The sequence below is a fragment of the Psychrobacter sp. 4Dc genome (genome assembly GCF_002836715.1).
Taxonomy (GTDB): Bacteria; Pseudomonadota; Gammaproteobacteria; order Pseudomonadales; family Moraxellaceae; genus Psychrobacter.
In genome coordinates, this window is the sequence record NZ_PJAT01000040.1 from 18,741 (window position 1) to 45,371 (window position 26,631).

The 26,631-nt window shown below is 43.3% G+C and carries 24 protein-coding genes and 1 other RNA gene; 13 read left to right on the forward strand and 12 right to left on the reverse strand.

The genetic code is table 11. From position 1 onward, the window contains the following. Positions 1–45: 45 nt before the first annotated feature. The 4 genes from rpsI to mrdA all read right to left on the reverse strand — a co-directional run bounded on the left by rpsI (position 46) and on the right by mrdA (position 3,853). Entirely contained in the window at positions 46–432 is a 387-nt protein-coding gene (gene rpsI / locus CXF61_RS02220; RefSeq protein ID WP_021813618.1) for a 30S ribosomal protein S9, read from the reverse strand. Between the two features lie 10 nt (positions 433–442). Further along, positions 443–871, reverse strand: a complete 429-nt coding sequence (gene rplM / locus CXF61_RS02225; protein WP_057761004.1) for a 50S ribosomal protein L13 — start codon at positions 869–871, stop codon at positions 443–445. A gap of 210 nt (positions 872–1,081) precedes the next feature. Next, positions 1,082–1,768 (reverse strand): 16S rRNA (guanine(966)-N(2))-methyltransferase RsmD, encoded by a 687-nt coding sequence (gene rsmD, locus CXF61_RS02230; RefSeq protein WP_165597006.1) that lies wholly within the window; start codon positions 1,766–1,768, stop codon positions 1,082–1,084. A 99-nt stretch (positions 1,769–1,867) separates the two neighbouring features. After that, on the reverse strand, positions 1,868–3,853 hold the full coding sequence (gene mrdA, locus CXF61_RS02235; protein WP_165597007.1) for a penicillin-binding protein 2: 1,986 nt from the start codon (positions 3,851–3,853) through the stop codon (positions 1,868–1,870). A gap of 502 nt (positions 3,854–4,355) precedes the next feature. Between mrdA and CXF61_RS02240 the strand changes: the two genes are divergently transcribed. The 6 genes from CXF61_RS02240 to adk all read left to right on the forward strand — a co-directional run bounded on the left by CXF61_RS02240 (position 4,356) and on the right by adk (position 11,499). Then, complete coding sequence (locus tag CXF61_RS02240; protein ID WP_165597008.1) at positions 4,356–5,690, forward strand: DUF445 domain-containing protein; 1,335 nt, start codon at positions 4,356–4,358, stop codon at positions 5,688–5,690. Between the two features lie 280 nt (positions 5,691–5,970). Further along, on the forward strand, positions 5,971–8,001 hold the full coding sequence (locus CXF61_RS02245) for a heme lyase CcmF/NrfE family subunit (protein WP_165597009.1): 2,031 nt from the start codon (positions 5,971–5,973) through the stop codon (positions 7,999–8,001). A 1-nt stretch (position 8,002) separates the two neighbouring features. Then, positions 8,003–8,680: a DsbE family thiol:disulfide interchange protein gene (locus tag CXF61_RS02250; RefSeq protein ID WP_165597010.1), complete on the forward strand. Its 678-nt coding sequence runs from the start codon at positions 8,003–8,005 to the stop codon at positions 8,678–8,680. After that, the gene (locus tag CXF61_RS02255) at positions 8,677–9,234 is read left to right on the forward strand and encodes a cytochrome c-type biogenesis protein (protein WP_101206370.1); all 558 of its coding nucleotides are present in this window, start codon (positions 8,677–8,679) and stop codon (positions 9,232–9,234) included. The genes CXF61_RS02250 and CXF61_RS02255 overlap by 4 nt, the downstream gene beginning before the upstream one ends. After that, positions 9,231–10,511, forward strand: coding sequence for a c-type cytochrome biogenesis protein CcmI (ccmI, locus tag CXF61_RS02260; protein ID WP_101206371.1), 1,281 nt, complete (start codon positions 9,231–9,233; stop codon positions 10,509–10,511). The genes CXF61_RS02255 and ccmI overlap by 4 nt, the downstream gene beginning before the upstream one ends. A gap of 334 nt (positions 10,512–10,845) precedes the next feature. Further along, positions 10,846–11,499 (forward strand): adenylate kinase, encoded by a 654-nt coding sequence (gene adk, locus CXF61_RS02265; protein WP_180952604.1) that lies wholly within the window; start codon positions 10,846–10,848, stop codon positions 11,497–11,499. Positions 11,500–11,692: 193 nt separating this feature from the next. On the opposite strand, the gene secB is transcribed toward adk, so the two are convergent. The 4 genes from secB to rsgA form a co-directional block, all read right to left on the reverse strand. Then, on the reverse strand, positions 11,693–12,145 hold the full coding sequence (secB, locus tag CXF61_RS02270; protein ID WP_057760989.1) for a protein-export chaperone SecB: 453 nt from the start codon (positions 12,143–12,145) through the stop codon (positions 11,693–11,695). A gap of 192 nt (positions 12,146–12,337) precedes the next feature. Beyond that, entirely contained in the window at positions 12,338–12,601 is a 264-nt protein-coding gene (gene grxC, locus CXF61_RS02275; protein ID WP_021813631.1) for a glutaredoxin 3, read from the reverse strand. A gap of 350 nt (positions 12,602–12,951) precedes the next feature. Then, the gene (locus CXF61_RS02280) at positions 12,952–13,407 is read right to left on the reverse strand and encodes a rhodanese-like domain-containing protein (RefSeq protein WP_057760987.1); all 456 of its coding nucleotides are present in this window, start codon (positions 13,405–13,407) and stop codon (positions 12,952–12,954) included. A 221-nt stretch (positions 13,408–13,628) separates the two neighbouring features. Then, the gene (gene rsgA / locus CXF61_RS02285) at positions 13,629–14,732 is read right to left on the reverse strand and encodes a ribosome small subunit-dependent GTPase A (protein WP_101206372.1); all 1,104 of its coding nucleotides are present in this window, start codon (positions 14,730–14,732) and stop codon (positions 13,629–13,631) included. Between the two features lie 230 nt (positions 14,733–14,962). On the opposite strand from rsgA, the gene orn reads away from it, so the two are divergent. Beyond that, entirely contained in the window at positions 14,963–15,550 is a 588-nt protein-coding gene (gene orn / locus CXF61_RS02290) for an oligoribonuclease (RefSeq protein ID WP_057760984.1), read from the forward strand. A 119-nt stretch (positions 15,551–15,669) separates the two neighbouring features. On the opposite strand, the gene CXF61_RS02295 is transcribed toward orn, so the two are convergent. Together CXF61_RS02295 and CXF61_RS02300 are read right to left on the reverse strand one after the other, a co-directional pair. Continuing rightward, positions 15,670–16,569, reverse strand: a complete 900-nt coding sequence (locus tag CXF61_RS02295; protein ID WP_165597011.1) for a UDP-2,3-diacylglucosamine diphosphatase — start codon at positions 16,567–16,569, stop codon at positions 15,670–15,672. A 122-nt stretch (positions 16,570–16,691) separates the two neighbouring features. After that, positions 16,692–17,207, reverse strand: a complete 516-nt coding sequence (locus CXF61_RS02300; RefSeq protein ID WP_057760980.1) for a peptidylprolyl isomerase — start codon at positions 17,205–17,207, stop codon at positions 16,692–16,694. Between the two features lie 293 nt (positions 17,208–17,500). Between CXF61_RS02300 and CXF61_RS02305 the strand changes: the two genes are divergently transcribed. The 4 genes from CXF61_RS02305 (at position 17,501) to CXF61_RS02320 (ending at position 22,629) form a co-directional block, all read left to right on the forward strand. Then, on the forward strand, positions 17,501–19,240 hold the full coding sequence (locus CXF61_RS02305) for a glutamine--tRNA ligase/YqeY domain fusion protein (RefSeq protein ID WP_165597012.1): 1,740 nt from the start codon (positions 17,501–17,503) through the stop codon (positions 19,238–19,240). A gap of 431 nt (positions 19,241–19,671) precedes the next feature. Continuing rightward, complete coding sequence (locus CXF61_RS02310) at positions 19,672–20,310, forward strand: peroxiredoxin (RefSeq protein ID WP_058025912.1); 639 nt, start codon at positions 19,672–19,674, stop codon at positions 20,308–20,310. 219 nt (positions 20,311–20,529) lie between these two features. Further along, positions 20,530–21,192, forward strand: coding sequence for a glutathione S-transferase family protein (locus tag CXF61_RS02315; RefSeq protein WP_101206376.1), 663 nt, complete (start codon positions 20,530–20,532; stop codon positions 21,190–21,192). A 486-nt stretch (positions 21,193–21,678) separates the two neighbouring features. Next, a complete protein-coding gene (locus CXF61_RS02320; RefSeq protein WP_165597013.1) occupies positions 21,679–22,629 on the forward strand; it encodes an META domain-containing protein in 951 nt (316 codons plus the stop codon). 144 nt (positions 22,630–22,773) lie between these two features. On the opposite strand, the gene ruvC is transcribed toward CXF61_RS02320, so the two are convergent. Further along, the gene (gene ruvC / locus CXF61_RS02325) at positions 22,774–23,358 is read right to left on the reverse strand and encodes a crossover junction endodeoxyribonuclease RuvC (protein WP_057760973.1); all 585 of its coding nucleotides are present in this window, start codon (positions 23,356–23,358) and stop codon (positions 22,774–22,776) included. Between the two features lie 258 nt (positions 23,359–23,616). On the opposite strand from ruvC, the gene CXF61_RS02330 reads away from it, so the two are divergent. Beyond that, complete coding sequence (locus CXF61_RS02330) at positions 23,617–24,213, forward strand: FxsA family protein (RefSeq protein ID WP_165597014.1); 597 nt, start codon at positions 23,617–23,619, stop codon at positions 24,211–24,213. A 106-nt stretch (positions 24,214–24,319) separates the two neighbouring features. Here the strand turns inward: CXF61_RS02330 and ssrS are convergent. Next, positions 24,320–24,515: non-coding RNA, 6S RNA (ssrS, locus tag CXF61_RS02335), on the reverse strand. A gap of 247 nt (positions 24,516–24,762) precedes the next feature. Here ssrS and gpmI point away from each other — a divergent pair. After that, positions 24,763–26,421 carry a 2,3-bisphosphoglycerate-independent phosphoglycerate mutase gene (gpmI, locus tag CXF61_RS02340; RefSeq protein WP_165597015.1) on the forward strand — a complete coding sequence of 553 codons (1,659 nt, stop codon included), beginning with the start codon at positions 24,763–24,765 and terminating at the stop codon, positions 26,419–26,421. Positions 26,422–26,631: the final 210 nt, after the last annotated feature.

A 26,631-nucleotide genomic window follows, 5' to 3' on the forward strand; every position in this document is an offset into this window, starting at 1 on the left:
TCTGAGAAAAGACAACAGCAGCAAAAATATAAGAGATAGTTTTGATTAACGTTTTGAGAACTGTGGACGTTTACGTGCTTTACGTAGACCCAGTTTCTTACGTTCAACTTGACGTGAATCACGAGTAACAAAACCAGCTGCTTTTAGGGCAGGCTTCAAAGTTTCGTCAGCTTCGATTAATGCACGTGTGATGCCGTGGCGGATTGCGCCAGCTTGACCACTAATACCACCGCCTGCAACAGTTACATATAAGTCATATGCGTTAGCAGAGTCTAGTAGTTCTAATGGCTGACGTACAACCATGCGTGAAGTTTCACGGCTGAAGTATTCGTCAAGTGGCTTACCGTTAACAACGATACTACCAGTACCTTTTGATAAAAATACACGAGCAGTAGACGTCTTGCGGCGACCAGTTCCGTAATTGCGTTCCATAAGTATATCCTTAGATGTCTAGTTCTTTAGGTTGCTGTGCAGTATGTGGATGATCAGTACCCGCATAAAGTTTCAGCTTCTTGATCATCGCATAGCCAAGAGGGCCCTTTGGAAGCATACCCTTAACTGCTTTGTGTAGAACATCTTCAGGCTTATGTGCAAGCAACTTATTGAAGTTGGTTTCTTTAATACCACCTGGGTAGCCACTGTGACGATAGTACTTTTTGTCTTGTGCTTTTTTACCCGTTACCGTGATTTTGTCAGCATTGATGACAACAATAAAGTCACCAGTATCAACGTGCGGAGTAAAAGAAGGCTTGTGCTTGCCACGTAAGCGAGTTGCGATTTGAGTGGCTAAGCGACCAAGGGTTTTGCCGTCAGCATCTACGACATACCAGTCATGGGTCACTTCAGCTGGTTTTGCACTAAGTGTTTTCATGATAAAACCTTAAAATTAGAATTCGTTGAGAGTTTAGCTGGGAACGGGGCTCTCAAAAAACAGACTGCACATTATAAGCAGTAGCGCCTACGCTTGCAAGCTGCATTGGGGTTTATTTTCGCCTTATATACATTAAACTGCAGCGTCGGCCAGTTTTTAGCGGTTCTAAACATTTGTAAAATACGTTAACGGCTTTCATTAACCCGACAATTATGACGATGATAGACGATAAAGTCCAGCGACAACTTGTCCGACTTTGGTTTGTTTCAAGCATTCAAAAGCGATTGGTTGCTGAGTAACGCTTGGTTGGAGGTCTAAATTCTCATTTAGCGACGCTTCCAACTGCTTAAGCTGTGCTGACAAATCTTTATCAGCTTCTAAATAAATTAATGTTTCAGTATTTATTAAGGCATTGGTAATAAGCGCAGTCAAAATAGGCTGCCATAAATCCTGAGCATAAGGTGGATCGATAAATACGATATCAAAAGGGCGTGCAGTCAGATGCTCTTGACGCAATACTTGCTCAGCAGTGCCAGTGATGATTTGGTAAGCAGTAGACTCAAGACGTAATTGCTCAGCGCTCTGACGTAGCATGTTACTTTGTGCTGGATTGATTTCGATAAATGTCGTGTGGGCAGCGCCGCGAGATAGCGCTTCAAATCCTAATACGCCACTACCAGCACAGCTATCAAGTACATGCGCATCATGAATGTCAGCGAGTAGCCAGTTAAATAAAGTCTCCCGTAAGCGATCTGGGGTCGGGCGCAGGCCATCTGCATCGATAAAACTTACAATACGGCGCTTAAACTGACCACCGATAATGCGCACATCACCCGCTGCCGCACTTTTCGCCTTACGGTTATTCTTTGGTGCGCGTCCATTTGAGGCTTTTTTCATTATCGTGTCTCGCTTACCAATTCTTTGCTAGGTTTTACTTTACTAGGCTTTTCTTTGCTAGGTTTTACTTTTTATACTATTAAGTACTTAAACGTCTAGTTACTCAGACGTCGCTGCTGCCGCTTCAGCTTCCGCGGCTTCTTTTTCTTCCAATGCTTTTGCTTCTTTATCTCGAATGGCATCACGCATCGCTTTTTCAAAAGCCTTTTGGCGTTTAATGACTTTTAGCTCATCAGCAGAAGGTGGCAGCACAGGATCTGTTTTACGTTGTAATACCCAGTAGTCAAATAGAGCACGGCCAATAGGCGCTGCAACAGCACTACCACCGCCGCCATTTTCGACCAATACCGCAAGGGCAATCTGCGGGTCTTCTACTGGCGCAAAACCATTAAACCAAGCATGATCCCAGTGGCGCTTATCGATTGCCGACTTGTCATAGCGTTTGCCCTGCGCGATAGACTTTACCTGTGCAGTACCTGTTTTACCAGCGATACGATAGCGCGGGGTATAGATACCGCGTCCTGTACCGTTTTCTACCACGCTTTCCATCGCATCATGCATGCGCAACCAGTCAGACGGCTTACCGTTATAGTCAATTTTACCATCTGGCTTAGTGATGATTTTGACGTCTGCGGCGCCGTCACTGCTCTTTAATAAGTGCGGGGTGATATGCTGACCTTTACTGGCTGTCATGGCTGTAGCGTTGGCAATCTGTAGCGGCGTCGCCAAGAAATACCCTTGTCCAATACTGACAGAGATGGTTTCGCCCGGTAGCCAGTCTTTATCGTAAGTGTCTTTTTTCCATTTTGGTGATGGCATGATGCCTGATTTTTCGTTAGGCAAATCAATACCAGTATCTTCACCAAAACCAAAACGCACCATCCAGTCATGCAGACGCTGAATACCCATCTCATAAGCCAACTTATAATAATAAGTATCGACCGACATCGCGATGGATTTTTTCAGATCTACCGTACCATGACCGCCACGTTTCCAGTCGCGGAATCGATGGCTGTCACCAGGTAAGCTAAAATAACCAGGGTCATAGATAGTGCTGTTCCAATCACGTAGACCATAATGAATACCACCCAAACCTTCAAATGGCTTGATAGTAGAGCCAGGTGGGTAGGTACCTTGGAGTGCACGGTTATACAGTGGCTGATCTAAATCTTCGCGCAGATCGTCGTAATCTTTAAAAGAAATACCTGATATAAAAGGGTTAGGGTCGTAGCTTGGATTACTAACAAATGCCAAGACGTCACCGTTTTTTGGGTCTATCGCAACGATTGCACCGCGGCGTCCATCGAGTTGCTGCTGGGCGATGGTTTGCAGACCATAATCCAAGCTCAACGTAATATCGTTACCCGCTATCGGCGGCTTGGTATCCAGTTGACGCAAAATATTGCCATGTGCGTCTGTTTCTACCGATTGATAACCCGGTTGCCCAAGCAAAATATCTTCGTAGTAGTCTTCAATACCAATCTTACCAATCAAGTCAGTACCAGCGTAACGGTCTTTATCAATACGCTTTGACTCTTTGTCGTTGATACGCCCGACATAGCCGATGACATGGGCAAACAGCTCGTCATAAGGATAAGAGCGCGTAAGCTTGCTCTGGATAGAGACCCCACGGAAGAATGGCTTTCGCTCACTAAACTGAGCCAATTGTGCTTCTGTTAAATCAATCTTAATCGTTACAGGGTCATTTTTATTTTTACTTAGACGCGCCAAGATATCAGTAATATCTGTATCGGTTAAATCAAAAATCGGCGCAAGCAGATGCAACGTACGCTCAGGATTTTCCACCTCATCAGGGCTGAGCATCGCTGTAAATACAGGCTGATTGTCTGCCAGTATTACCCCGTTACGATCATAGATATACCCACGACTAGGTGGCGCAGATATCAGTTTGATACGGTTGTTATCGGCTTGCGTTGTGTACTGATCATGAGCGTAGACTTGCAAATACCCATAACGTGTTATCAAACCGCCCAAACCAATCAATATTATAATCCCAAAGATGATAATACGATTGGTAAAGGTACTGTTGACCTGTTCGGTATTGGGAGTTATCGGTTTATTCATAGAAGATCAGAGCCCAAACGGTCAGTGAGTCAATAAAAGAAAAATAAGAGGGCAGGTTGGTTAACCAAAGTGCGGTGAGTCTAAAAGATAATGCAAATGGTTTCAATCACATAGAAGGGATAGAAGGGTATGGTGTGAAATCGTCATGCAGTCATTTATACGCAGGTAGTCTTTGTCATTGCACTACAAATTATAACAGAACAAATGAGCAGGCGCAGTACTCAGTCATATATTTTGTCTTGATTATCTACTGACCAATAACTGGCTTATATTTAGGTTTTTGTTGGGTAGCAGACGATATGAATCATGTCATCTTTAGTCACAACTTGCCGCTGGTCTATATGTGCTAATAAATGGCAAGTATGCTAAAATCAGGCGATTTATTTTATAGTAGTTATTATGGGCGGAGCGTCTTTTGAAACGTTCTCATTTTGCTAAAGTCTCGTTATCAGTAGCGACAATATTAGCAACGACAATCAACCTGTCAGGGACTAGATAAGTCATGGACGTAAATTCATTATGGCAGACGATAGCTGAACACCCAGAGTTCTTTGCCATGCTGACCATCCCACCAGTGACGGCATTCGTCACTTGGGTACATGTGTGGATGGCGCTCAAAATGCTGTTCTATCCGGTCAAGTTTTGGGGTATTCGTATTCCTAACTTCCCATTTTTTGGGCTGCCAGGTATCGGTTGGCAAGGTATTGTTCCGCGCAAAGCGGGCAAGATATCAGGAGTTATCGTTGACCAGACACTCTCAAAACTCGGTTCGCTTGATGAGTTTTTTAAGGCGATGGAACCTGAGCAAATGGCGATATTTGTCACTGATACGGTGGACAAAAACCTTGAGCCATTGATTGATGAGATTATGCTAGATCACTCACCAGCATTGTGGGGCAATCTACCTTACGCCCTAAAGCGCCGTGTCTATGCGCAAGCCCATAAAGAGCTGCCCAGTATTATGCAGTCGCTTGTGACAGATTTGACTTATCATGTCGAAGACTTGGTCGATATGCGCAAAATGATTGTCAATACCATGGAAAACGATCGTCGTTTGATGGTCAATATGTTTCTCAAGGTCGGGCAAAAAGAGATAGACTTTATTTGGCACATCAGTGCTTTGATTGGTCTGGTATTTGGTATTATCCAGATGTTTATATTTTTGGTGGTGCCGCAGCATTGGACCGTACCGTTCTTTGCTGCAATTTGGGGTTTTCTCACCAATTGGATTGCCATTTGGATGGTGTTTAATCCAGTAGAGCCGCACTTTATACCTTATTTGAAGCTGTTTACGGTGCAGAGGCGATTTCCATTTGTCAGACCCGTCATACCGCATATCGCAAAGTATCGTTTACAAGGCGGCTTCATGAAGCGCCAAGAGGAAGTTTCTGAGGTTTTTGCTGAAATTGTGGTAAAGGATTTGGTCACTTTAGAAAACATCATGAATGAAATGATGTATGGCGATCGCTCAGCGCAAACCCGTGATTTGATGAAATCGCATCTATATACGGTGCTAGAGTCACCAGTGATTAGTACGACATTACGTGTGGGATTGGGTCGCCGTGATTATGGACAACTCAAAAATACCATTATCGACAAGTCTATTGTCGCAACAATGGTACCACTGCGAGATCCTGAGCTAAATGAAAGCCGAGCCAGTAAGATATTCGGTCTGTTTCGCGATAGAATACGTGCGCTCACGCCAAATGAGTTTCAAAATCTGTTACGTCCAGCTTTCCGAGAGGATGAGATGACGTTGATTGTTTTGGGTGGTTTGACTGGTTTCCTAGCAGGTTGGTTGCATTTAGTGTTAGTATTTTTCCCCTCAATGCAATAATGCACTAATAATTATTTTTAATTAGTTATGAACGGCTGTATTGAATAAGCTTTGAATAACTAAAAAATGTAAAGTTAACAACAGATAAGCATTTTGTATCAATCATTCATATTGATACGTCACAATGATAGTAGCGGGTTTTATGTGCTTCTACAGCAATTGAAACCTCAGTTTTTAACCGTAAACTATGACCGCATAAAGGACTATTAGCGTTTGCCAGTGGCTAGCAATGCCATCGGTGAACCCTTAATTGTATCCAAGGTAAACAAGGTTAGACCGTATGTTAATCACAGAATTGGGTTATTTTGCCTTGCTGGCCGCTTTTATATTGGCGATTTTGCAGGTGGTACTACCAACCATTGGCGTTATGCGTGACCACGTCGCTTGGCAGCGTTTGGCGCCAAGTCTGGCATGGGCACAATTTGCGGCAATGATTACCTCATTTGCAGCATTGATGGCAGGCTTTTATTACAACGACTTTAGTCTCGTCTATGTCACTCAGCATTCCAATACATTGCTGCCTTGGTATTACAAGCTGTCGGCGACATGGGGCGGGCATGAAGGCTCGCTGCTGCTTTGGATGACCATCATGGCCACTTGGTGTGCGCTGGTCTCTTACTTCAGTCGTGGGTTGCCGTTGTCTATGCGTGCGCGAGTGCTGGTGATATTAGCAGGCGTGCAGATGATGATGCTAGCGATGCTTATCTTTACCTCATCACCATTTGATCGTACGTTACCCAATCTACCTGTTGATGGCGCGGATCTAAACCCTGTATTGCAAGATTTTGGTCTGATCATTCACCCACCGATGCTTTATATGGGCTACGTAGGCATGGTAGTACCATTTGCGTTTTGTATGGCTGCATTGTGGGAAGGGCGTTTGGATGCGGTATGGACACGTTGGTCGCGTCCATGGGCATTGGCTGCTTGGGGTTTCTTAACAGTTGGTATCGCGCTTGGCTCGTGGTGGGCTTATTATGAGCTTGGCTGGGGCGGTTGGTGGTTTTGGGATCCAGTAGAGAACGCCTCATTGATGCCATGGTTGGCAGGAACGGCGCTACTGCACTCACTTGCTGTCACCGAAAAACGCGGTGTATTTAAAGCATGGACAATCATGCTCGCAATCTTTGCTTTTGCGCTTAGCTTGCTTGGTACGTTCTTAGTACGTTCAGGTGTCATCACCTCAGTGCATTCATTTGCCGCTGATCCAACGCGTGGTCTAGTGATTTTAGTCATCCTCGGTATCATCGTCGGTGGTGGTCTGCTGATGTTTGCTGTACGTGGTTGGCGTTTGACGGTCGAGAGTCAGTATCGACTTATCTCACGTGAATCATTTTTGGTAATTAACAACGTTATTATTCTCATTTCAACCTTAGTGGTACTACTTGGGACGCTCTATCCTATTATTGCTGATGCTTTTAACTTAGGTCAGGTATCTGTTGGCCCTCCTTACTTCAACGCTCTATTTGTGCCGTTGACATGGCTGCTATTGGTGGCGATGGGTATGGGCTCTAATATCCGCTGGAAACAAGACAGCCGCCCATTATTGGGTGCTGGTATGGTTATCGCGGTAAGTAGTTTGGTATTGGCCGCCATTATTACCTATTTCACCAGTCCATCAGCGATGCTAAATATCGGTGTCACATTGGCTGTGAGCTTTTGGGTGTTGTTATGGATGGTTGTCGATTTTAAAGACAAAACCAAAAATGCACCAAGTCGCTTAAACGGTTTACGTCAGTTGCGTCTAAGCTACTGGGGTCAGCAGACTGCTCATATTGGCGTCATCATTGCTGTCATCGGCGTGGCATTTACCACTACGTTGAGCATTGAGCGCGATGTAGCATTAGGGCCTAATGACAGTGTCAATGTGCAAGGTTATGACTTTACGGTAAAAGGCTTTAGTGAGGTAAAAGGCAGTAACTTTGACGCCACCCAAGCAGAAGTAACAGTCAGTAAAGACGGTCAAGAAGTGACCACGTTATACCCTGAAAAGCGTAACTACATTATCAGTATGATGCCGATGACAGAAGCTGCGATTGATGCCAATTTGATGCGCGATGTCTACGTAGCACTTGGTGAGCCGATTGCTGAAGATAGCAATGAATGGGCTTTCCGTATCTATGTCAAACCGCTTATCCGCTGGATATGGTTGGGCGCGCTTATCATGGCGTTTGGCGCATTGCTCAGTATGCTAGACAATCGTTACCGTATCAAAAAAATCAAAACACCTGCGCAAATCGCGGCCAAAAAATCAGGCTTTGCGACGGTTGCAGATTTGGATACGTCAGCTACAAAGATAGGGGAGCGTTAATATGACTACCTCAAACAATGAACCTGATAAAAAAGCTCAGCAAGAGGCTGTCAACGAGATTAAAGCGCCAAGCAGCAATAAAGTAAAAACTAAGAAAAAACTTAAAATCGGGTTTTTGATTCCGCTGGTTATCTTTATTGGTTTGGTCGCTATGCTCTATATGCGTTTGGGCAAGCCGACTGATATCGTGACCAATACGGCGCTTGAGCGTCCAGTACCTGCCTTTGAGTTGCCATTGTTATCAGATACCAGTCGTATTATGACCAATGATAACTTGCCAGATAAGCCATTCCTCATGAATATTTGGGGCTCTTGGTGTCCAACTTGTATCATTGAGCATCCTTTTCTAATGAAACTAGAAGAGCGCGGTGTTAACTTAGTAGGCGTAAACTACAAGGATGATATTGGTGATGCGTTAGGGTATCTGAATCGCGGTGGCGACCCGTTCTCTATGTCTATTCAGGACTTGTCAGGGCAGTTCGCTCTTGACTTAGGTCTGACTGGTGCGCCTGAGACTTTTATCGTCGATGGTGATGGAGTTATTCGTCAGCATATCATCGGTGAGATCAATGAGAGCAATTGGCAAAGTCGTATCACGCCTTGCTTGATGGTACTCAATGACGCTAGTAATAATGGGGTCAGTCCAGATCCGAGCCAAGTTGCGGAGGCGTGCAAATGATAGCCTACCAAATAAGAAAGGCGACCATAAAGTTAGCAAGTTTGTTTATCGCTTGTCTATTGAGTATGGCAAGCTTTGCTGCCATTGATGTCTACGATTTTGATTCTGTGCAACAAGAAGCCCAGTACCGTGGTCTTATCGAAGAGCTACGCTGTCCAAAATGTCAAAACCAAAACTTGGCAGGGTCTGATGCACCCATTGCGCAAGACTTAAAGCAAAAAACCTACGACTTGATAAAAGATGGGCGTAGCGACGGCGAGATTCGAGCCTATATGCAAGAGCGTTATGGCGACTTTATCAGTTATAAGCCGCCAGTACGTCCTTCAACATGGATTTTATGGTTTTTCCCACCGTTATTATTGATTGTGTTATTGGTCGGTTGGTTTTGGCAAAGTAAACGCCGTCAGCTTGTCGCCAGCGGTGAGAGTGGTGTAGCAGTAGACAACCATGTCAAAGCGTTGTCTGCCGCTGAAAAAGCAGAACTTGATCGCTTATTGTCACGAGCCAATAACGATGACAAAGACGACACTACAAGCCTTGGGGGCAAAAAATGACCATATTTTCTACTGTTGGCTTATTTATTGCGCTAAGTTTACTTGTCGCTCTTTTATTGGGTGTTATCACCATTAAGCCGTGGTTAAGAGCACCGCGTTCGCATAGCATGCCTGTGGACAATCAACTGCTGGATATCAACGTTGCTGTGTTTCGTGAGCGACTAGCAGAGCTGAAAACAGACAAAGACAGTGGTATCATTGATGACCATCACTATCAAAACCAGAAGCTTGAGCTTGAACGTCAGCTTTTGGATGCTCAGCGTGAAGTGTCACCAATGGTCACGCCAGGTATCAAAAGCCGATTGATTATTATGGTTTGGGTGCCTGTATTAACGGCCATGGCATATCTGATGGTCGGTGATCGCACACCTGTATTTGAGCTATGGGCTGCTGAGGACAAAGTCGGTCAAGTGGCAGACGATCTATTAACAGGTAGAATCGATCAGCCACCGGCTTGGGCAATTGAAGATGGTAATCAGCTGATTAGTGCCATGCAGACTAACGTCTATCGTCATGCCAGTGACTACAATCGCTGGATGCGCCTGTCGGAGCTGTTCTTGTCATTAGAGGCGACTGATTCGGCATTAGAGGCTTTGTCGCGCGCTTATCGTCTATCACCTGATAACGAAGAGATTGCGACCACTTATGCGCAGATTAGTTTCTTTGCTAATAAGGGTCAGTTAGATGCCAATAGCCGCCGAGTGTTAGAAAACATACTGGCCAAAAACCCAGAGCATGAGGGCGCACAAATGCTTATGGCGATGGGTGAAGCCCGTGCTAGTAACTTCGATCAAGCGCAAGGCTGGATTAAACGTTTGCGTGACAGTATCGCGGCCAAACCAGGCGATCATACGCAAGCGCTATCAAGTCTAGACGAGCTTAGTGCTAATGTGGTTATGCAGCAGCAGCAAGCCTCTGAAGGCGTCGAAGTGACCGTTAAAATAAATGCTAGTCTGTTACCATTGGTAAAAGCTGACGATACGCTATTTGTAGCGATACGTGACGTGAAAGGTGGTCCACCATTTGCGGCTAAGCGTCTACCAATTAGCAATATCAAACAAGGCGAAGCAGTTATTAGCCTAAGTGATCTTGATGCTATGATGCCAGAACGTACCCTAGGATCGGCTCGTTCTGATAAAGTGCAGCTAGCGGTCATCGCTCGTATCAGTCATAGTGGCAATGCTACCGCAGAGTCAGGCGACCTTTCGGGCAATCCAGTGGTTATCAGCGCAGAACAAAATCAGGTCAACGTGGAAATCAATCAACAAGTGCCATAGTCATAGTAGTAATATAAATACCGGACGCTAATGGTATTTATTATACAGACGCTGTTGCTTAGTACGGACGCGAGCAGCAGTGTTATGATTGACTTGATTAAAAGAGATATAAAGGTAACCCAGATGTATAAATGGGCGTTTCAAACGCAGTCAATGCTGCTACTTTTTATCTTGAATTGACCATGTATGAACAGATAAGTCATGCCAACTTATCACATCAATAATGAAAATACTTGAGCTTTGCAGGGCCACAAGGTAAGGTAGCTTTGCAAACAACTAATCCCAGAGTTTTATTAATCCCAAAATCCTATCTATTAAGGAGAGTCGTGTAATGATGCGTATTATTTTACTAGGACCACCAGGCGCCGGTAAAGGTACCCAAGCCCAGTTTATTTCTAAAGAATATGATATTCCACAGATCTCAACTGGCGACATGCTACGTGCAGCAATTAAAGAAGGTAGCGAGCTTGGCAAAAAAGCCAAAGATATCATGAATGCTGGTGGTTTGGTTTCTGATGACCTCATTATCAACCTAGTGAAAGAGCGTATCGCTAAGCCTGATTGTGTGAATGGTTGTATCCTAGATGGTTTCCCGCGCACTATTCCTCAAGCGCAAGCACTTGCAGACGCTGATGTTGCTATCGACCATGTTATCGAAATCAGTGTACCTGATGACGAAATCGTGAGCCGTTTGTCTGGCCGTCGTCAGCATCCAGGTTCAGGTCGTGTTTATCATGTTGATCACAATCCACCAAAGGTTGAAGGCATCGATGACGTTACTGGTGAAGCGCTTATCCAGCGTGAAGATGACCAAGAAGCGACTATCCGTGACCGTCTATCGACTTATCATGAGCAAACATCAGCATTGGTTGGTTTCTACCAAGACAAAGCCAAAGAAGGCGATGATGCGCCTAACTATGACAAGTTTGATGGTACGCAAGGTATCGATGACGTTAAGCAGCAAATCCTATCTGCACTAAAAGGCTAATTATCGATGTTAGCTAAGTAATTTAGCCAGTCGATGTAGTCGTTGAAGACCCTGTTTAATAGCAGGGTTTTTTTATGACCAATGATTTTACGCCTCATAAAAAACACCCACAAAAAAACCGCTTACTCATTATAAGTAAACGGTCTTTCATCAAATATACGATTCGTAGAGCTCATATATTTTTGGTTAGCGCTTAAGCATTACCTTGAGCATCAACTTGTGCTTGCTGCTGGCTCTGTGCATACGCTTGATCAAAGTTCACAGGTGCTAGTAGCAATTGTGGGAAGCTACCACGCGTCACGATGTCACTGATGACTTCACGAGCATATGGGAACAAAACGTTAGGGCAGTATGCGCCTAGGATTTGACCGATTTGATCTTCTGGAATGTCTTTTAGTAAGAAGATACCTGCTTGATGCACTTCAGCGATAAATGCGGCTTCTTCCGCATTTTTGGCAGTAACGCTTACAGTTAAGATGATTTGATAATGATCGTCATCTAGTTTTTCAGCGTTGCTAGACAAATTGATATCAAGCTCTGGGTTCCACTCTTTGGTGAATACGCTAGCGCCTGGGACTTCAAGCGACATGTCTTTTACGTAGATGCGTTCTAGTGCCAATTGTGGTTGTGCTTGTTCTTCAGCCATGGTAAATCCTCTAAAATTAAATCAAATGATTGGGCAAATCGTCATTTTAATAAACGTTCATTGTAATATAAATCGAGACTATTTTTTGGTATTGTCTCGATATTTTTTATCATTACTTCTTACTGCTCTATTAAAACCTGCCACTGTCTGTCTTTACATAAGTAAAGACAGACAGTAAAGAAAGATAGCAGATTAACCTGCCAATAGCTCGTCAAGTTTGCCTTGCTGGTTCATTTGGTTGAGCTCATCAAAACCACCGACAAAGGTTTCACCAACGAAGATTTGCGGCACAGTGCGGTAATTATTGGTTTTTTTCATTAACGCTTGGCGCTCTTCGCTGCTCATATCATGCATGCCGATTTCTTCATAATCAACGCCTTTGGTTTTTAGTAGTTGTTTGGCGTTTGAGCAGTATGGGCAGATAGGGGTAGTGTAAACTTTTACAGATACAGTCATGATAAATCCTTATTTATAAATTTATGAGATAACAAACGTATTATAAAGAGCATGATAAATTATCATAGTCTAAGCGTTGGTATAGTCTGTTATCAACGAGTAAAGTACAAATGCATTCGGTGATGCTCATTACTAAAGTGGGGATGGGCATGACAAATTCAAGCCGTTTTGGCTCAAAACGTCCTTTAGTGCTATAAAACATGATAAATAGAATATAAAAAATAAACCACAAAAAAAGACACCTGATAAAAAGGTGTCTTTTTTATAGAGCTGATAATGTTAGTCAGGTCGCATAAACGTCAGCTAAGCGATGTGTATAAATGCTTTATTTAAGCGCCTATACAAGTCTATTACTTGCTTAGACTTGGTTTTGTTTTACCTTTAGCCTTTGCTTTGGCGTCTTTTACACCAACCAATGGCATGCCAGCGCCTTGCCAGCCGCCAATACCGCCCTCTAAGCGATAGACACTATCTTTACCAATCATCTGAATCGCAGCGCCTGCTTGGACGCCCATGTCGCAGATGATAATCACTGGCTGCTCAATCGCGCGAATCTCTTCTAAGCGGTCTTTAAGGTCAGTGAACGGTATGTTACGGCTGCCTTGAATATAGCCTGATTCAAACTTCTTCTTAGCGCGAATATCGATAAGTTGCGCGTTTTGAGAATTGACCATCATGCCAAGCGTGTTAGGCGATATTTTTCTACCGCTACGTTTGTTTTCAATCGTAAAAAACAGTATAGCAAGTACGGCTAATATACCAAATAAAAACGGGTGGTTGCCCACAAATTCCAGCGCACGATCCAAACCATACCTCCAAAAAAATAAGTGTTCTATTAAGCTGAGAAGACAGCCCAATGATAGTGAACAAGGCGCTATTATACCGATAAGGTCATCTATAGTAAACGGGCGATGACATGGGCAATAATTGGGCGGTTATTGTACTTATCTATGGAGCTTCTCAGCCTAATAAAAATATCCACTCACAATACCGCTTTTAATTAAAACGGACACTAACAAGCCAAATATTAATAAGGCTTAGTATCTGCCTCTTCTCGTAGCGTGACGAGGTTTTCAACACGGCGCTGCAATACCTCACCATCAGCTACTGCTTGCCATAGTGCGCAGCCTTTGCTGTTGTGAGTATGGCGACAGTCACGGAATTGGCAACCGCTGGCCAATGGTGCTAGCTCAACGAAGCCCGAAATAATATCATCAGGGGTAAGATGCCAAATGCCATATTCACGAATCCCTGGTGTATCGACGATACCGCCTTGAGTGAGATCTTCTGGATTGAATGGTAATAGTCGGCTAGTTGTCGTGGTGTGCTGACCGAGCTTAGAGTTTTGCGAAATGATATTGACGCTCTGTCCAGAGTCAGGCAGAAGGGCATTGATTAAGCTGCTTTTGCCGACACCAGATTGACCCGCGAAGATCACCAGCTTTTTATCTATATAGCGTTTTAGCTCATCCAGTCCTTCTTGCTCATCGCTCTCAGCGATATTTTCAGGGCAATCGACCGAAGTCAGAACGCTTTCATAACCGAGCGCGGCATATTGTGCCAATAACTCATTGGTATCCACGCCGTTCTCTTCTGCCAATAAATCGGCTTTGTTGAGTACCAATAGTGGTTTGACACCTGCATGATGGCATACCACAAGATAGCGATCGATCAACGTTGGCGCGGCGGCAGGTAATGGTGCAAAAACAATCGCCAAAATATCGACATTGGCGGCAACAGGTTTGAGCTTATGATAGCGGTCAGGACGAGAAACCAGCGATGTACGCGGTTTGACCGCTTCGATACGTCCAAAGCCAGTATTAGAATCGGCATTCCAGCGTACTTGATCGCCAGCAGCTAGCATCGGTAGATTGGTACGCACATGACAGCGCCAGATATCATTCAATTCAAGCGTTTGCCAAAACGGCTCAGGATCATCAGGTGCAATCTCTGGCTGCTCAGGTATGACAGCTGGCAGGCTAGTGACTTGTACTTCTAGTTGCTTACCGTAATGCGCCATGACCACGCCATCCATCAAACTGTCATCAATACTATCTTGGTTGGACAGTTGCTGCTTGTCGATGCGACGAATCTGTTGTTTAGTCAGTTTGCGTTGCCGGATTAATGCCATGGGTTTTTGACCTATTATAAAAATATTGCTAAGTGTAGCGTGAAAATTTGCTAACATACAGCCTAAAGCGTCTGCGGCAGACAGTGGTTTTGTAATATTTTGGCTGCTTGCTAGATTTTTTGAATCAATCAGTGCATGAAAAACCTGCTTGAATATGAGTATTCAACCGTAATACGCTTTTTAAATTATGTTTAAAACTGCCACAAAATTTAATGACCATAGGATATTGTATGACTACCGGTGACCATCCCAATAAGATTAAAATCAAAAATCAAGGCAAAAAAGGGCTGGTATGGATTGATTTAGAAATGACCGGACTTGATACCTTAAACGATGAGATTATCGAGATTGCTACTGTCGTTACTGACGAAGATTTGAATGTACTTGCTGAAGGACCTGTATTCGCTATCAAGGTATCGGATCAAGTCTTGAATAAGATGGATGACTGGAATACCAAGCAGCATGGTCAATCAGGATTGGTCGATCGTGTACGTCGTAGTACGGTGACATTGGCAGAAGCCGAAGCTGAGACCATCAAGTTCCTAAACAAATGGGTTGATAGTGGTAAGTCGCCAATGTGCGGTAACTCTATTTGCCAAGATCGTCGATTTATGGCGCGTCAAATGCCAGAGCTTGAGCGGTTTTTCCATTATCGCAATCTTGATGTGTCGTCTATCAAAGAGCTTTGTTTCCGCTGGCGTCCTGATATCTTAAAGAATTTTGAAAAAGGTGGCAGTCATTTAGCCTTAGATGATATTCGTGACTCTATCCGTGAGCTAAAGCACTATCGTCAGCATTTCTTTAAGCTAATACCTTAAAAAGCTAGCAAGCGGTAAGCTATTTAAAAGTGTAGTAAAAGAATTGTAGTAAAAAATAAAAAGGGTCTGTTGATATTTCAACAGACCCTTTTGTTTTTTAGATAGGTTCAACGATCAAGTCAAACAAGCATTGTAAACTCAAACAATCCAAACTCGGCATCATTACTGCTTAAATCGTTACTACTAAAACCGTCATTTGAATGCTGGTCATCTGTCACTGCGCCAATCACAGCACTGACTTTCGGCTGGCGAGTGTCTTTATCTAATAATCGCCAGTCGCCAAGCACGTAGCGCTTTTTATCAGCCGTCGCCTGATGAATGTCTGGACGATGAGTATGTCCGTGTAATAATGCATCGCTAGTAGTAATGGCTTGACGTACAGCTTTATCATTCACATCCATGATATGAGCAGCTTTATGAGCATTATTCTGCTGGCTTCGTTGACGCATATTATCTGCGATGGCTAAGCGTTTTTCTAATGACTTGTTAAGCAAATACCACTGAGTTAGGCGGTTACGCATAATTTTGCGAAAGAACTGATATTTTTTATCATCAGTACAGAGCGCATCACCGTGCTCTAAGCGATAATTCTGTTGGCCAATAGGCAAAGTATACGGCTCGCTGATTAGCTCACCGCCGAACAGATTGCAAAATGGCTGACCCAATAAAAAATCACGGTTACCGTGCATGACCAATATCTCACAGCCATTGATACGTAGCTGCTTGAGTTTGGTGATAAGCGGGGTTAGCCAATGTTTTTTTTGTTCATCCTCTGACTGCTCATCTTTTGAATCCTTCTCTTTCGATAGGGAAAAATAGGTATCATCACCTAGCCACACCTCAAACCAATCACCCAATATAAAGAGGCGTTTGAGCGCGGGCAGAGCAAGACAGTCATCGAGCAGCGCCAAAAAAGCCTGCACTAAGGCAGGCTCCTGAGGCGATAAATGCAAATCGCTAATTAATACTTGCCGCACTTGATGAGGGCGGGTCGTGATTAAGTGATTAAAAGGTTGCATTTATCTTGGTCCTCGTGACTTATCGTATGCGAGCATGATTTAATAGACTCTACTAGAAAATGCTCGCTCATTCACAGCTATCGCTAAGTAACTATTACTGAATAGCTGCTATTAAATAACTACTACTGAGTAATGATGGTTGCTGAGTTGATAACAACTGGCTCTTTTGGCACATCAGCATGCATACCGAAACGACCAGTTGGTACGCTGCGCATTTTTTCGATAACGTCCATACCGCTTGTTACTTTACCAAATACGGTGTAACCCCAACCTTGCATATTTTTGCCAGAGTGGTTTAGGAAGTCGTTGTCTTTTACGTTGATGAAGAACTGGCTAGTCGCTGAATGCGGATCTTGGGTACGCGCCATTGCGATAGTACCTTTGTCATTTTTCAGGCCGTTGTCAGCTTCGTTTTCGATAGGCGCGTTGGTTGGTTTTTCATTCATCTCAGCGTCCATTCCGCCGCCTTGAATCATGAAACCATCAATGATTCGATGGAAAATTGTACCGTCATACTGACCAGATTTTACGTAGTTTAAAAAGTTTTCTACGGTTTTTGGTGCTTTTTCTTCGTTGAGTTCGATAACGATCGCACCCATATTAGTTTCAAGTTCTACTACTGGTGGCATGTCTACCATGGGATATTCCTTTTTGATTGCAGTGCCTTAAATAGCACTATTGTGAGTGGTGGTTAAAAAGTTACGGGTAGTCTAACGGCTTTTTTATCCCGTGTCATGTATCAGGCTGTTAATGCGTTTGCGAAACCTGATAGAATAACGCAACTTTACCCATTTTTGACAAATTTTGATAATGCGGTCGCACTATCTAAGTTTTTATATTCTCGTTTTATTTTAGCACTTTAGTTTAAACGTTTCGTGATGCGTGATGGCACGCATCATGAACTGACAATTTGCGTTAGGAGCAATGCCCGATGAGTGATCACTCAAGCAACAATGCACAAAAAGACGAAGCAAAAAACGATTTTATTCGTAATATCATTCGTGACGATGTCAATGCGCAAAAATACCAGCAAATTGTAACGCGCTTTCCGCCTGAGCCAAATGGCTACCTGCATTTAGGTCACGTAAAATCTATCTGCTTAAACTTTGGTGTGGCCGAAGAGTTCGGCGGTGTGTGCAACCTGCGTTTTGATGACACCAACCCAACCGCTGAAAAGCAAGATTACATCGACAATATTAAGAACGATGTGCAGTGGTTAGGTTTTGAGTGGGCAGGCGAGGCGCATCATGCCTCAGGTTATTTCGATCAGTTGCATGCATGGGCAATTCAGTTGATTGAGCAAGGCGACGCTTATGTTGATTTGCAAACCCCTGAGCAAATCAAAGAAAACCGCGGCTCATTTAATGAAGCGGGAACGCCTTCACCATATCGTGATGCCAGTGTTGAAGAAAACCTAGCGCTTTTTAATGATATGAAAGACGGTAAGTACGCTGAAGGAAAGGCTATTTTGCGTGCCAAGATTGATATGGCTAGCCCAAATATGAACCTACGTGATCCTGTTATCTATCGCGTGATGCATCAAGCGCATCATCAGACTGGTGATAAATGGTGCATCTATCCGATGTATGATTTTGCTCATCCACTCTCGGATGCGTTAGAAGGGATTACCCATTCATTATGCACGCTTGAGTTTGAAGATCACCGTCCATTCTATGATTGGGTTATCGAAAAAATCGGCTTTGACGTGCCGCCGCATCAGTACGAGTTTAGCCGCTTAAATGTGGATCATACATTGACCAGTAAGCGTAAGCTCAAGCAGCTCGTCGATGAAGGTATCGTGAGCGGTTGGGATGATCCCCGTATGCCGACTGTCGCTGGTATGCGCCGCCGTGGTTATACGCCAGAGGGCTTGCGTGATTTTTGTGAGCGTGTGGGTGTGACCAAAGCCGATAGCGTGGTTGATTTTCGCTTATTAGAATTCAGCGTCCGTCAATCGTTAGAGACGACAACTGGTCGTGGTATGGCGGTGTTAAAGCCATTAAAAGTGACGATTACTAACTTTAGCGAGGCGGTCAGCAGTTGGGAGTCGCAAAAAGCCGATAGCGTTAATGCGCGTTTTGACGATGCGACGCAGACGCTTTGGTTGACTCAGCCAAAACATCCTAACGTCGATATGGGTGAGCGCGAGATCCCATTTACCGAGACGCTATACATTGATCAAGGTGATTACGAGATTGAACCACCAGCAGGTTATAAGCGTCTCTCTCCAGAAAAGCCAGAGATTCGTTTGCGTAACACCTACGTGTTAGCCGTCACTGAACATATCACTGATGAAAATGGCAATGTCATCGAGTTAAAAGCAACAATCGATCCTGCCACTCTTGGTAACAATCCTGAAGGCCGCAAGGTCAAAGGCGTGATTCACTGGGTATCTGCCAGTCAAGGCGTACCAGCAACCGTACGTATGTATGAGCAGCTATTTAGCGTCGAAGATCCAAGTAGCGTCGCTGACGTCCATCAAGCATTGAATTCTAACTCATTAACGGAGCTAAATGCAGTGGTTGAGCCATCTTTGGTCAATGCAGATGCTGGCACGCGCTTCCAGTTTGAGCGTGAAGGTTACTTCATCTCTGACAGCGAAGATCACAGCACTGATAAGCCAGTATTCAACCAAATCGTTAGCTTACGTGATAGTTATAAGCCAGCTTAATTTATGTTGGCTTAGTGTTTAAAAGTATCCTTATCCAAATAGATATTTTGAAATAATACTGAACAATAGTAGTTTGCAAGTTAGCCTATTTCTAGTACGCTAGGAATGGGCTTTTTTGTGTGCAGTTATAAAGTTAAGTATGATTATGGTGCGAATTTTGCTTATGGGATGCAGGTATGGTGGTTTAATTATTTATCAAAGCTACTTGTCCATAAAATTCATTAAAAGATTTGTCCATCAGCTTAGAGGTAAATGGAATAACCGCATTACAATCCGTCACAAGACATTCATAACCAGTTTGTTAAGATAAAGTCAGTTTTTACGGATGTGCTTTATGTTATATTTGATAGCTGAGCACGTCGATGACAATAATAGAACGCGAGGCCGACGTGTCGATACAAGCGTTCATTCACATAGCTAAGGAATAAAGCATGGCACATTTACGTTTAGGCGATACCGCACCAAACTTTGACGCTGCGACCACAGAAGGCGATATTAATTTCCACGAGTGGGCAGGCGATCATTGGGTGGTTTTTTTCTCACATCCATCAGACTTTACCCCAGTATGTACCACTGAGCTTGGTCGTGCAGCAGCACTCAATGGCGAGTTTCAAAAGCGCAATGTAAAACCGATTTGTATCTCTGTCGATAGCTTAGAGGACCATAAAGCGTGGGCGAGTGATATCGGTGAGACGCAAGGGACAGAGATGAACTTTCCAATCATCGCTGATCCTAACAAAGAAGTGGCTGAATTATATGACATGATGCATCCTAATGCAGATAGCACGCATACGGTACGCAGCGTTTTTATTATTGATCCAAATAAAAAGGTGCGTCTAACGCTGACGTATCCGGCCAGCTGTGGTCGTAACTTCGATGAAATTATCCGTGTTATTGATGCGCTACAGTTATCGGATGAGTATAACATCGCGACGCCTGTAGATTGGAAGGACGGTGATGACGTAATCATTCCACCAAGTGTCAAAAACGAAGATATTGCTGCAAAATATCCAAAAGGACACAAAGAGATTAAGCCGTATCTACGTACGACCCCAGCCCCTAATAAATAACTGGACTGGTTGCATAAATATGATTAAATAAAGCCCCGTGACTTAAAGTTATGGGGCTTTTATCATTTCTACTTTATGATTAATAACACTTTGCCATGATGGCCAGATTAGGCTATAACTGTGGTATAGCGTATCAATATTTTGCCTATTAGTACAACAACCATAATAAAGCGTATCAGCGTCAAATCGCTGTCCAATCATTCTTACAAGGAGTTTGCTATGAAAAAACTATATATTACCCGTACAGCGCCCAATCCACGTAAAGCGCTTATCTTATTGGCTTCAAAAGGTATCGATGTCGATGACATGGATGATGTGGATGTGATCGATATTGATTTTGCGGCAAATGAGCAAATGTCAGAAGCCTTTACGCAAATGAATCCGATGCAGACCGTACCTGTTTTAACACTAGATGATGGTACCGTGCTCAATGATTCGCAGGCAGTTTGTGAGTATCTGGATCGTGTTTACGGTGAGCGTTCGGTCATGGGTAACGATGTGGTACAGCGTGCGCAGGTTTGCTCTATGCGCCGTGTTGCAGAGTTTGAAGTGATGTACAACTTGATGCTCGCGTTTCAGCACAGTCATCCATCTAAAGCACAACGTGTTGAGCAAGTGCCCGAGTTCGTTGCACCATCAATTGCTCGTGCTGTCAAAGCCATGGCGTATTTTGAGACGATATTAGAAGGTCGTGAATACCTAGTAGGTGAACAATTAAGTTTTGCGGATATCGTGCTATATCTCAGCTTAGATTTTGGTAAAGTATTGAAAATTAATCCTAATGAGCAAGGCGAAAACCTAGCCCGTTTTTATCAAAAGATGAATGAACGCTTCAGTATTAAAAATATGGCTAAAGCCAAACCTGCAAGTGTGAATGACTAAAAGGTTCTAGGGCGTGTCCTCAATTCAATCGATAGTTATCTAAATGGGTTAAAAATGGCTAAATCTTGCCAAATGGCGTCAAATAGCTGACTAATATCTCGATATTATCTGCGCTATTTTCCTTGTTTGACTGCCATTTATCTCATTTTTATCACCATTTTTAAAATGAGGATACGCCCTAGAAAAATAGTTTAAATCATAAAATTTATCTATTAACCTATCCGATAAATTAATCGCTATAAAGCAAAACAGCTAACCTCAATCGTTAGCTGTTTTTTTATGAAATATAATAAAATTCAACATTTCGTTACATAGGTTAATAGAGCCAAGGTTATAGTGGTTAATCTAGCTTAGTTATATCAATTATGTTTTTAAATTGTTCACTAAAGAAGAATACTTTTAAATTATGACTTCTTTTGAATAGGTTTTTTAAAATATAGATGGTACGCGAGATAAGTTGTACAAGCTTACTAAGAGGTATGTAATATGGTAGGTAGCCGAAATAAGCCAACGTTAAAATTACTGCTATTACCCAGTATGATGGCAGTTAGTCTGATGCTAAGTGCGTGTCAAAAAGAAGCGGCGTCTAGCGAAAATGATACACCGCAGGGTGCTGAAGCTGGCGAGATGACAGACTCAGCAGTAAGTGAAGGTCTGGTATCTAGTATGAGCCCTACATCAGACGAATCTGAACCTGTTGAATTAACCGCTCAAGACAAGCTGACGACCACCTTATCTCATCATCGCTGGACGTTAGTAAATGCAGTCGACGCCAATGAACAACCTATGGCTGAATTTGCGAATATCAACAGTCAGGTAACGCTTGCATTCAACCAATATCAAGGGCAAGACACGCTAAGCTATAGCGTAGGCTGTAATACAATTAGTGCTGGCTATCAGTTAAAAGGACATACCTTAACTACTGAAGAGGGTATGAGTACGAAGATGTCTTGTGGCGAGCTAGATGTGGCAGAAAATGCTTTAAACACGTTGATGCAGGGCAGTAGTGAGTTCAAAATTGATCAAGGTGATAATCCTGTATTGACCCAGTTTACCGACGATGATGTAACTCTGGTTTGGAATGGTAGGCTTACTGCACAAGCGAAATATAACAGTAAGGGTGAAACGGTGTTTTGGGCAGTAAACTCCGAAACAGTACCTTGCGAAGCAGGTAACTCTGAGCAGTGTTTACAAGTTAAACCTATTACCTACAATGATCAGGGCATTAAAAATCACGAAGGACAGTGGCGAGTATTCGTTGGTGAAATCGATGGCTATCAGCATGATAGCAAACACGAAGAGGTGTTACGCTTACAACGCTATCCGCTAAACATCGATGAATTATTAGAGACTAATGAGCCAACTAAAGATGATACTGCTGATGAAAAGTATGCTTATATACTAGATGCTGTCATTGAAAGTGCAGTTGTAGAGTAGCTTACTGTATTTTGAGCTTTGAAATGCTCATAGTTATAAAAAACACGCGTCTAGTAGCGCGTGTTTTTAATGGGATGTCTACTTTGTTGTTTATCTATTTTGACGATTGTTTGCTCTAACGCCTAGCTATTTTGACGCTGATCTTTAACGCAAGTTACCTAAATCTTCTTCTGTTAAACGCCAACGGCCTTTCTTCTTAGAAGCACCGCGACCACGCATGGCGCTATTCAATATCAGTTTGTTCATTGAATGGCTTGAGTGAGCATGACAGATGGCGCAGGCAAGTCCATCGGCAGCATCTTGTTGCGGCACGACTTCTAACGCTAATATCCGGCACACCATCTCCTGTACTTGTTCTTTGGCTGCCGCTCCATAGCCACAGACGGCTTGTTTGATCTGCCGAGCCGTATATTCTGATACTTCTAAATCTAAAGCCACCATCGCGGCAATCGCTGCACCTCGTGCTTGCCCAAGCTTAAGCGCAGAGTCAGGGTTTTCTGCCATAAATACTTGCTCAATCGCCGTATAGATAGGCTCGTCTGCGTATTTTAAATGATGCTGTGTGATACGGGTTAGTCCATTAAAGATACGCTTGAGGCGTTCAGGCATCTCTTTGGTATCTGTGCGAATCGTCCCTGCATCGATATAGGTCAGCTTGTCACCTGTCTGCTGTACTATCCCATAACCGGTCATGCGTGACCCTGGATCAATCCCGATAATAATTGCCATAATATCCCGTCTTGCTTACATTTTATTTTATATTCAATCCTATATAAATCGGATAGGGCGTCAGACTTGCTCAGCCTACTCTCGTAGCACTTTTACTTACCGTCCTTGTATCCAAATTATATTGTACCGACTATATGGCTTAAAAATTAGCCTTAAGTTTGATAGTATAGCAACCAATCCCCATATACATCATATGTTAGCCATTTTAATTTTCATGGCGCTCAATTTATTGGTTTTTATTTTATAGGACGACACTTTATGGGTCAGATAGTTGGTATAGCCATCGTTTGGTTTATTATCGAGATGCTACTGTGGTATTTGCTTGCTCAGTTTATGAGCGGCTGGTGGGTGTTTATGTGGTTTATTATCGCCGCAGTTATCGGTATCTCTTTGATGCGCAAAGGCATGGCTGCTCTTAATCCAATGGCACAGCAAATGAAAGCTGGTGGCATGATGAACCCTGCGATGCGCCCGCCAGAGACCACGATGATTAAGAGTATCGCGATGGCAGCTGCTGGTATTTTACTACTTATTCCTGGGGTACTTAGTGATTTGATGGCGCTGTTGGTAGTATTGCCACCTGTGCAGAAAAAGCTAAAAGACTTGGCCAATAATTACGTCATGAATAACCAGCAGAAAATGATGGAAATGATGGCCAAGCAGATGGGTGGTCAAATGGGCGGCGGTCAAAATCCATTTGGCGGTGCTGGTGGCATGAATAGCCAGAATCCATTTGGTCAACAGCAGCAAAATCCATTTGGTGATGTGTTTAAACAGCATACTACGGTTGATGGTACTGCCAAAAACATCCCTAAAGATGTAAAAAAGATTACCAAGTCTGCTAATGACGAATAACTATATAGTTAAATCATAAGCAGAAAAAAAGCCCCTCTCGTCGATGACGAAAGGGGCTTTTTAGTGGTAGTAAATAAATTATAAGGAATATATTTACTAACTGAATGAAACAACCGAAGTGCCGCTGTAAGATGGTGACCCATGAACCGTGAAGTTCAGGGCGGATGCGTCATCATCTCTGCAGGTTTCCTGATACACCGCAAGCGGTGCAGGCATACACAATGAGACAATAGGTACCACATCCTGGTAAAGCATTATCGGCTCAGGGAATAAACATCTACTAGCCAACACTTCAGAATAGTTTTATCTTAACCAATGAAAAGAGTGATTGCAAGTCTGAATTACAGATTGATACGTAGCTTGGTTAATTGGCCGCATTTATATTGTCTTGTATAGAAAAGTCATCGCAAGATAACCCTATAAAATCATTCATAAACTCACGAAAAATGCTCAGTTTTTCAGCTATTTCAAGATGTGTGTTAATATAGAGGGCTTTATATTCCCTTACACAGCATTATAGGCGTTCATTCACTCGAGGAGCGGTAATATATGACCAGTACCCAACAAGCATCAGACTCTATTGATAATAATAAAACACAGCTTAGCAATAACCAAGACGGTGCACAGAATAAAAAAATACCGCATGTCTTGATGATATTGGACGGCTTTGGTCATCGTGAAGAAGATAAAGATAACGCCATCGCTGCTGCCAATATGCCAAATTTAGACAAGATTTATCAGCAATATCCTCATGGGCTGATTTCAGCTTCAGGGGAAGATGTTGGTTTGCCAGATGGTCAGTTTGGTAATTCAGAAGTCGGTCACATGAATTTAGGGGCGGGGCGTGTTCTTTATCAGGACTCAACTCGTATCTCAAGTGAGCTTGCCAATCGTGAATTTTATAAGAACGAAGCATTGGTCAATGCCGTAAAAGCGGCTAATGAGCGTGGCGGTAACGTCCATATTATGGGCTTGCTTTCTGATGGCGGCGTTCACTCACATCAAGACCATATCGAAGGCATGTGTCATTCAGCATTGGTCCATGGTGCCAAAAATGTCTTTATTCATTGTTTCTTAGATGGCCGTGATACCCCGCCTAAATCTGCTGATAAGTACATCAATCGTCTGCGCGACTATATTGATAAATTGAATGCTCATTACGAAGGTGGCCGCGTACAAATTGCGAGTATTATCGGACGCTACTATGCAATGGATCGCGACAATCGTTGGGATAGAGTGCAAAAAGCTTATGAGCTGATTACTGAAGGTAAAGCTGATCGCCTATCGACACGGGCAGATGGCGCTGTTCAAGCTGCTTATAAAGCGCGTGAGACTGATGAGTTTGTCAGTCCAACGACTGTGATTGGACGTGATGAAGTGCCATATACTGTCAATGATAACGACGCACTTATTTTTATGAATTTCCGTGCTGACCGTGCTCGTGAGCTTGCCCAAGCGTTTGTTCTGCCAGATCATGAGTTTTCTGGATTTGCGCGTCAAAAACAGCCAAAGCTGGCGGCATTTGTGATGTTAACTAAGTATTCAGATGTCCTAGCTGACAATCCAAAAACCAGCATTGCTTACTACCCAACCTCTTTGGCCAATACATTGGGAGAGTACTTGCAGGACCAAGGAAAAACTCAACTACGTATCGCTGAAACTGAAAAATATGCGCATGTGACGTTTTTCTTTAGTGGTGGCCGCGAAGAAGAATATCAGGGTGAGACCCGCATTTTAGTGCCATCTCCAGACGTTGCAACTTATGATTTACAGCCTGAGATGAGCGCGCCTGAAGTCACTGATAAATTAGTAGAAGCAATTGAGTCTGGTAAGTATGATGTATTGGTGGTCAATTATGCCAATGGTGATATGGTTGGGCACACGGGTATCTTTGATGCAGCGGTAAAAGCAGTGGAAGCTTTAGATGTATGCGTTGGCCGTATCGAGTCAGCAGTGCGAGCAGCTGGTGGTGACATGCTTATCACAGCCGATCATGGTAACTGTGAGCAGATGCAAGACTATGAAAGCGGACAAGTACATACACAGCATACGACAGAGCATGTACCATTAATTTACGTAGGCGAGCAAAAGCTACAAGTACGCCGTGGCGGCAAACTTAGTGATGTGGCACCGACTATTTTATCATTGATGAATGTTGACGCCCCTGCTGAGATGACAGGTGAGAGCTTATTGGTTCCAGCAGTCTAAGCCAGTCGAGTTAAACCACAGTACTTGAATGACTGCGGTTTATACTGATTTGACAGCTGTATTAGAAGATATTGAAAAGGAAAGGATAACCTATTATCCTTTCCTTTTTTTGTGATACATTTTACTTAATTTACTTGCAATACTATGCTAGTTCGAAATATGCGTTTGGTGCTATCTTATAAGCCGCTATATAACGATAAATTCGCATTC